Annotated in this window: 7 protein-coding genes; 4 read left to right on the top strand and 3 right to left on the bottom strand. The window is 60.0% G+C overall.

Features of this window, described 5'->3' with window-relative positions; translation table 11 throughout:
* The coding region (locus TK42_RS23770) for a polysaccharide lyase family 7 protein (RefSeq protein ID WP_146097898.1) at positions 1-224 on the bottom strand (224 nt) is incomplete at its 3' end.
* Between the two features lie 310 nt (positions 225-534).
* Here TK42_RS23770 and TK42_RS23765 point away from each other — a divergent pair.
* The 3 genes from TK42_RS23765 to TK42_RS23755 are packed head-to-tail and all read left to right on the top strand — an operon-like array spanning position 535 to position 3,497.
* Complete coding sequence (locus tag TK42_RS23765; RefSeq protein ID WP_103735279.1) at positions 535-2,640, top strand: bifunctional diguanylate cyclase/phosphodiesterase; 2,106 nt, start codon at positions 535-537, stop codon at positions 2,638-2,640.
* A gap of 42 nt (positions 2,641-2,682) precedes the next feature.
* Positions 2,683-3,183, top strand: a complete 501-nt coding sequence (locus TK42_RS23760) for a M48 family metallopeptidase (RefSeq protein ID WP_103735278.1) — start codon at positions 2,683-2,685, stop codon at positions 3,181-3,183.
* Positions 3,184-3,200: 17 nt separating this feature from the next.
* Positions 3,201-3,497 (top strand): helix-turn-helix domain-containing protein, encoded by a 297-nt coding sequence (locus TK42_RS23755; RefSeq protein WP_005792184.1) that lies wholly within the window; start codon positions 3,201-3,203, stop codon positions 3,495-3,497.
* A gap of 36 nt (positions 3,498-3,533) precedes the next feature.
* On the opposite strand, the gene TK42_RS23750 is transcribed toward TK42_RS23755, so the two are convergent.
* Complete coding sequence (locus TK42_RS23750) at positions 3,534-3,986, bottom strand: GNAT family N-acetyltransferase (protein ID WP_103735277.1); 453 nt, start codon at positions 3,984-3,986, stop codon at positions 3,534-3,536.
* A gap of 197 nt (positions 3,987-4,183) precedes the next feature.
* On the opposite strand from TK42_RS23750, the gene TK42_RS23745 reads away from it, so the two are divergent.
* Complete coding sequence (locus tag TK42_RS23745) at positions 4,184-4,921, top strand: ABC transporter substrate-binding protein (protein WP_032879022.1); 738 nt, start codon at positions 4,184-4,186, stop codon at positions 4,919-4,921.
* Positions 4,922-5,031: 110 nt separating this feature from the next.
* Here TK42_RS23745 and yccS read toward each other — a convergent pair whose 3' ends face one another.
* Positions 5,032-7,215 (bottom strand): YccS family putative transporter, encoded by a 2,184-nt coding sequence (yccS, locus tag TK42_RS23740; RefSeq protein WP_005792181.1) that lies wholly within the window; start codon positions 7,213-7,215, stop codon positions 5,032-5,034.
* Positions 7,216-7,329: the final 114 nt, after the last annotated feature.

The following is a 7,329-nucleotide window of genomic DNA, read 5'->3' as shown; positions in this document are numbered from 1 at the left end:
GTCCAGTTGCGCAGGCGCCCGTCGGCGTAGGTTTCGCGCAGTTCGCTGCGTGGGTAAATTGCGTTTTCGGTGCGGGTGCCGGTCACGGGGGTCCAGAACTGCACATCGCTGCCTTCGGCCTGGAAGTATTGATCGTTGAAGCCACTCAGCAGCCTTGGGGTGTCGATGGTCGTGGGCGGGGAGCCGACCGGAATGCTCAGGTTCCAGGTGGAGAGGTCGATCATGGTGTTGGCCTTTTACAGAGGGTGAAAACGTTGGCCCAGAGGCCTTACCGGTTCTTTATAGGCGGTGCTGGTGCAATTGTTAAACAATCGCTGGCAATTAATTGGCGTCAGAGGAATGCCAAAAAGCCATGTTGCCCATGAGCCGCGGGCTGCAGGGCCTTACCGTTAGTCGGCTTCCTGGCTTTTGTTTCAATGAGGGCATCCACGTCACTTCTGCTTTTTTGGAACCGAGGCTAGAGTGAGCCCTCAGTATTTATCCGGGTTTGGTAACAGAACTGACCGGTGCAGCTCCCCAAGGAAGAGACGTAGCATGGATTGCGCTCCACACCCAGGCGATGCCAGTTCGGTCCTTTTGGTGGTCGATGACTACCCGGAAAACCTCGTCAGCATGCGTGCGCTATTGCAGTGTGAAGACTGGTGGGTAATGACCGCCGCTTCCGGCCTGGAAGCCTTGGAATTGCTGCTGGCCCACGACGTCGACCTGGTGTTGCTGGACGTGCGCATGCCCGGTATGGATGGCTTCGAGGTGGCACGTCTGATGCGTGGCAGCCAACGCACGCGCATGACGCCGATTATCTTCCTGACAGCCACTGCCCATTCACCCGACGCGGTACTTGAAGGGTATGCCAGCGGTGCGATCGACTACCTGTTCAAGCCGTTTGACCCACTTATCCTCAAGCCCAAGGTGCAGGCGTTGCTGGATCACCAGCGTAATCGCCGCGCTTTGCAGCGCCTGAGCCATGACCTGGAACTGGCCCGCGCCTTTAATGCCTCGGTGCTGGATAACGCCGCCGAAGGCATTCTGGTGGTGGGCGAAACCAGTGTGATCGAATACGCCAACCCGGCCATTTCGCGGCTGCTCAATGCCACGATGGCCGAGTTGCAGGGGGAGAGTTTTCTCAGTTTTCTGCAAAAACCTCATGTGCCCACTTGGCTGGGCTTCCCGATGTACGAGGCGTATCGCAAGGGCCAGACGTGGCGCCAGCACGATGCCATTTTGCGTACGGGTCGCGGGCAGCAGGTGCCGGTGGCGTTATCCTGCGCGCCCTTGCCTGCCGAGCAGCAGGCGATGGTGGTGACAGTGCTGGACATGTCTGAAGTGCGCCACCTGCACCAGCAACTGGAGTTCCAGGCCGTGACCGACCCGTTGACCGGGCTGCTGAACCGGCGGGGTTTTCATCAGGCGGTGGAGAATACGTTGCTGCGCGGCGAACGCAGCGAGCAGGCGCTGGTACTGCTGTACCTGGACCTTGATGGCTTCAAGCGAGTCAACGATACGTTGGGCCACGACGCCGGTGATCGTGTGCTGCGTTGGGTTTCTGAACAAATGCAGGCATGTCTGCGTTCCTACGACATTCTCGGACGCATTGGCGGGGACGAGTTCACCGCCTTGCTGGAGCTTGAGTTCCCCGAACAGGCTGCGAAGATCGCGGAAAAGCTGATCGAGCGAGTGTCTGTGTGCCAGCAGGTCGACGGTCTGGATGTGATGCTCGGCGTCAGTATTGGCATTGCGACGTTTCCGGATTGCGGCTCGGACCTGAGCGGTCTGTTACGGGCAGCAGATATCGCTATGTACGAAGCCAAGCGCGCCGGACGTCAGCAGTATCGTTACTACGACCAGGAAATGAACGGCCGCGCCCGTTCGCGGCTGATGCTCGAAGACAGCGTACGCACAGCCATTGCGAACAAGGATTTCACCTTGGTGTACCAACCCCAGATGTGCCTGGAGGATGGGCGTCTGCGCGGTGTCGAAGCACTGTTGCGCTGGCAGCATCCGAGTGTCGGCGATGTGCCACCAGGTTTGTTTTTGCCGTTGTTGGAAGAGGCGCGCTTGATCAGCCAGTTGAGCACCTGGATCTACCAGCAAGTCGCTGCCCAGCGCCAGGCCTGGCAAGCTACCTTCGACCCTGAGCTGGTGCTGAGCGTGAGCCTGAGCAGCAGCCAGTTCAATATGCCCAACCTGGCCAACCAACTGCAGCAGGTACTGGAGCGACATGGGCTGTGTGGGCGGCAGTTGGAGGTGGAAATCGGTGAAGACTGCCTGATGAATAATCTTGAGGAGTCGACCAAACAGTTGCAGTTACTGCGCCGCATTGGCGTGCGTATAGCCCTGGATGACTTTGGTGCTGGCCACTGCTCCCTGGCCCATTTGCGCGATCTTGCGTTCGACACCCTCAAGCTTGACCCGCAGTTGGTGGCGCGCCTGCCAGGCTCGTCGCGGGATGCCGCAATGGCCCGCAGCATCATCCAGTTGTGTGGGCATTTTGATGTGTTGGTGATCGCTGAAGGCGTAGAGACCCTTGAGCAAACAGAATGGCTCAAGGCCAATGGCTGCACGTATATCCAGGGGCCGTGGGCGGCGTTGCCGTTGATGGCCGAGGACGTTGCAGGCTGGTCGTACCCTCGCGTGCGTTGAATTCGCTACACTGGCGCCCGTCCCATTTGCGTTGCACACCCCATGACTGCGTTGAAATACCTCCAGGCCTATCCCGCTGCGCTTCAGGAGCAAGTGCGTCAACTGATCGCCAAGGACCAGTTGGGTGCCTATCTGGAGCAGCGTTACCCCGAACGCCACGCCGTGCAGAGCGACAAGGCGCTGTACGCCTACGCGCTGGCCCTGAAGCAGGAACACCTGCGCAACGCGCCGTCCATCGACAAGGTGCTGTTCGATAACCGGCTGGACCTGACCCATCGCGCCTTGGGTTTGCACACCACGATTTCCCGGGTACAGGGCGGTAATCTCAAGTCCAAGAAAGAGATTCGCATCGCTTCGCTGTTCAAGGAGGCCGCCCCGCAGTTTCTACGCATGATCGTGGTGCATGAACTGGCGCACTTCAAGGAATCGGACCACAACAAGGCGTTCTACAAACTCTGCCAATACATGATGCCGGACTACCATCAGGTGGAGTTCGACCTGCGGATGTACCTTACCTGGCGCGATTTGCAGGGCAAGCCCTAACCACAAGGCGACAGACCATGGATGTGAGCAAGACCAAAAGCAGCTTCTATCGCCGCCTGTATGTGGCGTATTTGATCGACAGCCAGTTGGCCAGCAGCGTCCCGGCGCTGACCGAGGCCACTGGCATGCCACGGCGCACAGCCCAGGACACGATTGCGGCGTTGGCCGACCTGGATATTGTGTGTGAGTTCGAGCAGGAAGAGGGGGCGCGTAATCACGCTGGGCATTATCGGATTCGTGATTGGGGTGCGATTGACCGGGGGTGGATCGCGGCCAATCTTGCGATGATCAAGCAGGTGTTGGGTTACCCCTGACACAGGTGGTGGCTGGGCTTGCCCCCGATGAGGCCATCAAGCCCGCCGCATACCAATATGTGGAATATCGTCTTCCAGGTATTCCTCGCCCGCCACTACGAACCCATAGCGCCCGTAATACCCCTGCAAATGCGCCTGGGCTGAGAGAAAAATCGGCATTTCTGGCCAGATACTCTCAATGCGCTTGAGCGCTTCCTCCATCATTTGATGCCCCAGCCCGGTGCCCCGTGCCACCTTTGCTACGATGACGCGGCCGATCACTACGTCGTCGCCCTGGGACTCAGGGTCCAGTAACCGCAGGTAGGCCACCAGCTCATCATCTTGCCAGGCCATCAAGTGGTGGGTATCGCCGGCCAGATCCTGGCCGTCGATGTCCTGGTAAACGCATTGTTGCTCGACGACGAAGACCTCGTTGCGCAGGCGCAGGATGGCGTACAGCTGTTCCTTGCCCAAGTCGTCGTGATGTTTGCAGACCCAATCAACCGTCATGATGTGTGCTCGTATAAAGACGTGCCAAGAATAGTAAGCGCGGCGGGCGCTGGTGTCTAAAATGGTAATTTTGTGAATAGCGTCAATTTGCCATCATTCGGCGCGGGCGCAGCGGGCTTCTTTGTGTAATCTGCAGTGCACGCTCATTGATGAGCTACTGTTATCAGGCCACTGCCTGCCCGCCAAGGACTTTGAGCATGCCGCGATTGACTCGTGCCGTTGCTTTGATCGCCGTGTTGTTACTGGCCCAACCGGTGTTGGCACAACGCCTGCGCCTGGTGGCGGATAGCTGGCCGCCGTTTACCGATGCCACCCTGATCAATGGCGGCCTGGCCACGGATATCGTCAGCACGGCCCTGGCCCGTGCGGGGTATGCCAGTGATTTTGACCAGGTGCCTTGGGCTCGCGCCTTGAAAGGGGTGGGGGACGGACGCTACGACGTGCTGATCAACGCCTGGTACGACGAGGCCCGTACGCAGTTGGGGCAGTTTTCCGGCGAGTATTTGCTTAACCGTGTGCGCTTTCTCAAGCGTAGCGACGATCCCATTGCTTATCGCAACCTGACAGAACTGCACGACGAGACGATCGCCGTGGTGCGCGGTTACGCCTACTCGGCAGCGTTTGACCAAGACACACTGTTGCAGAAAGTGCCGGTGCACAACTTTGCCATGGCCGTGCGCATGTTGGCGGCCCGGCGCGTGCGGTTGACGCTGGAGGATGAATACGTAGCGCGTTACTACCTGGCGCGGGAATCGCCGCGGGTGCGCAATGCCGTGGCGTTTGTGGGCGAGCCCTTGAGCCAGAACAGCTTGCATATCCTGGTCAGCCTGAAGAACCCCGAACACGCGCAGATTGTTGCCGGTTTTGATCGGGAGATTGCGCGGATGAAGGCGGATGGCAGTTATGCGCGGTTGATGAAGGCGCATGGGATGTAGCGTCTGTGCGGGCCTCATCGGGGGCAAGCCCCCTTCCACAAGGGACCGGCATACACCAATCGAATGTGGGAGGGGCGGTGCGACGATTCGACTTGCCCCCCGATAGCGGCCTAAGCCGCGCTGGTGTCTTTGATCAAGTGCGCGGCCAACGTGCGCAACGGCCCCAACTGCCGACAAATCAACGCCAACTGCGTTTGCACCAACCGCTGCGCCTCATCGATCTCATCCGGCATTTGCTCCAACTCTGCCGCCAACCCTTCCTCGGCATCACTCTGGATCGCAATCGGCTGTTTGTTGGCCAGGCCGCTGGCGATCTCATCAATGCTTGCCGCCAGGCTGTTGCCTGCGCCTTCGATCAAATGCTCACGCACGTCGGCCGGTAGCTGGGTTTCGCGGTGCGCACCCAAACCCGACAAATAGCTGAGCAAGGTGTGTGACAGCACCAGAAAGCGAAAGCCTACGTCGGCCTCCTTACGAAAGTGCCCAGGCTCCATCAGCATATTCGCCAGCGTAGTGGATAGTGCGGCATCGGCGTTATGCGCGTTGCGCCGGGCCAGGCGGTAGGCCAGGTCGTCGCTCTTGCCGGCGGCGTATTGCTGCATGATCTGGCGCAGGTAGATGCTGTTGCAGGTCAGTGTATTGGCCAGCACTTTGTTCAGGCGCCGGCCTTGCCAGTCCGGCAGGAACAGGAATACCGCCAGCCCCGCGATCAGGCTGCCAAGCAGGGTATCGAACAGGCGAGGCAGAAACAGCCCGTAGCCATCGCCCACCTGGTTGAAGCAGAACAGCACCATCAGAGTGATCGCTGCAGTCGCCAGGGTGTAGCGCGTGGTGCGGTTGATAAAGAACACCAGGCCCGCAGCGATGGCGAACATCGATTGCACGACCGGGTTGGGGAACAAATCGAACAGCGCCCAGGCCACGGTCAGGCCGATGGCGGTGCCGATGATCCGCTGGCCGAGTTTGCGGCGGGTGGCGCCGTAGCTCGGCTGACAGACGAACAGGGTGGTGAGGATGATCCAGTAACCTTGGGACGCGTGGATGGCGTGTAGGGTGCCATAGCCGATGGTCAATGCCAGTGACAGGCGCAAGGCGTGCCGAAACAGCAATGACGTCGGCGTGAGTTGGGTGCGCAGGCGCGTCCACATTTCCTTGAAGTTACGCGGGGCGCGGTCCAACAGGTTGCTGTCGGTAGCGTCGGCCAGGGCATCGGGGTTGCTGGCGTCGCCCAGCAGGCGGTCAAGGGTGGACAGGTTGGCGGCCAAGGCGCGCAACGAGCGCAACAGGCCACGCCAGGCGGGGTTGCTCTGGATGCGCAGGTGCTCCAGGGAGGCGTTCAGGTCGCCCAGGGCCTCGGCGAAGCTGTCGTCATAGATGAACGGTTGGCGCAGTTGGATCGATTCGGCCAGGGTCTGGCAGGCTTTGCCTTGCTGGCGCAGCAGGCGCTGGCAGCGAAACAGCACATCGCTGTGGAAAAAGGCATCGGTCAGGGCGTTGTACGGGTAGTGAGACGAACTGGCGCGTTCGTGGATGTCCTGGGCCAGGAAATACAGCTTCAGGTAGCGGCTGACCTTCGAGCCCGGTCGGCCATTGCCGACACGGTGCAGAATGATTTCCTTGGCCGCATTCAGCGCGGCGACCACCCGGCCATTTTGCTGCGCCAGTTCCAGGCGCCGGGCTTCCACATCCAGTTGGCGGATCGGCTCGAACAAGGATGACTTGAGCTTGAGATAGCGCCCCAGCTCACGGAACAACCGCGCCAGGCTTTGCTGCACCGGCTGGTTGGAAAACAACGCCTGCCACAGCACCGACAGCACGCCGTACCAGGCGGCGCCGGCCACCAGCAGCAGCGGCTCATGCCAGAAGTCGGTGACGGCGCCGCCGCGCTGGTCCACGCCGATCATGGTATAGACCGACAGAATCAGGGTGGCCGAGGCAATCGCGCCATAGCGTTCGCCCAGCGCACCGAGCATGGTCAGGGAGAAACTGGCCAGGGCCAGGGCGATGGCAAAGATCCAGGGGTAGGGGAACAGCAATTCCACCGACAGCGCGGCGATGCTGAAACACACCAGTGTCACCGCCAGGGCGTTGAGGCGGCCCTGCCAACTGTCATCAGTCTCGGCCAGGGCACTGGCGATAATCCCCAGGAACAGCGGGATCAACAGCGTCATTTCATCCTGGTACCAACACAGCGCCATGCTGCCGGTGAGGGCGATGAACACCCGTACGCTGTAGCTGAATTTATCCAGCGCCCACAGGCGCCGCATGGACTGCTTGAACGAGGTCGATGACATGAAGTCTGGAGTCTTCCGGGACGTTGTCGCTAAATTGAGCTATCAAGGACGCCACGGCAAGTGTGCTGATCACATCCAACCGCAAATTTTTCAAGATCACTACAAAACCAATGT

This window comes from Pseudomonas sp. GZJR-8, assembly GCF_002916705.1.
Classification (GTDB): Bacteria; Pseudomonadota; Gammaproteobacteria; order Pseudomonadales; family Pseudomonadaceae; genus Aquipseudomonas; species Aquipseudomonas synxantha_A.
Note: the sequence above shows the minus strand (reverse complement) of the source record. Positions and strands in the feature narration are given on the sequence as shown.

Excerpts from the sequence above, each read along its gene's own strand:
- TK42_RS23765 (WP_103735279.1), top strand. The coding sequence starts at position 535 with ATGGATTGCGCTCCACACCCAGGCGATGCCAGTTCGGTCCTTTTGGTG.
- TK42_RS23750 (WP_103735277.1), bottom strand. The coding sequence starts at position 3,986 with ATGACGGTTGATTGGGTCTGCAAACATCACGACGACTTGGGCAAGGAA.
- TK42_RS23760 (WP_103735278.1), top strand. The coding sequence starts at position 2,683 with ATGACTGCGTTGAAATACCTCCAGGCCTATCCCGCTGCGCTTCAGGAG.
- TK42_RS23755 (WP_005792184.1), top strand. The coding sequence starts at position 3,201 with ATGGATGTGAGCAAGACCAAAAGCAGCTTCTATCGCCGCCTGTATGTG.
- yccS (WP_005792181.1), bottom strand. The coding sequence starts at position 7,215 with ATGTCATCGACCTCGTTCAAGCAGTCCATGCGGCGCCTGTGGGCGCTG.
- TK42_RS23745 (WP_032879022.1), top strand. The coding sequence starts at position 4,184 with ATGCCGCGATTGACTCGTGCCGTTGCTTTGATCGCCGTGTTGTTACTG.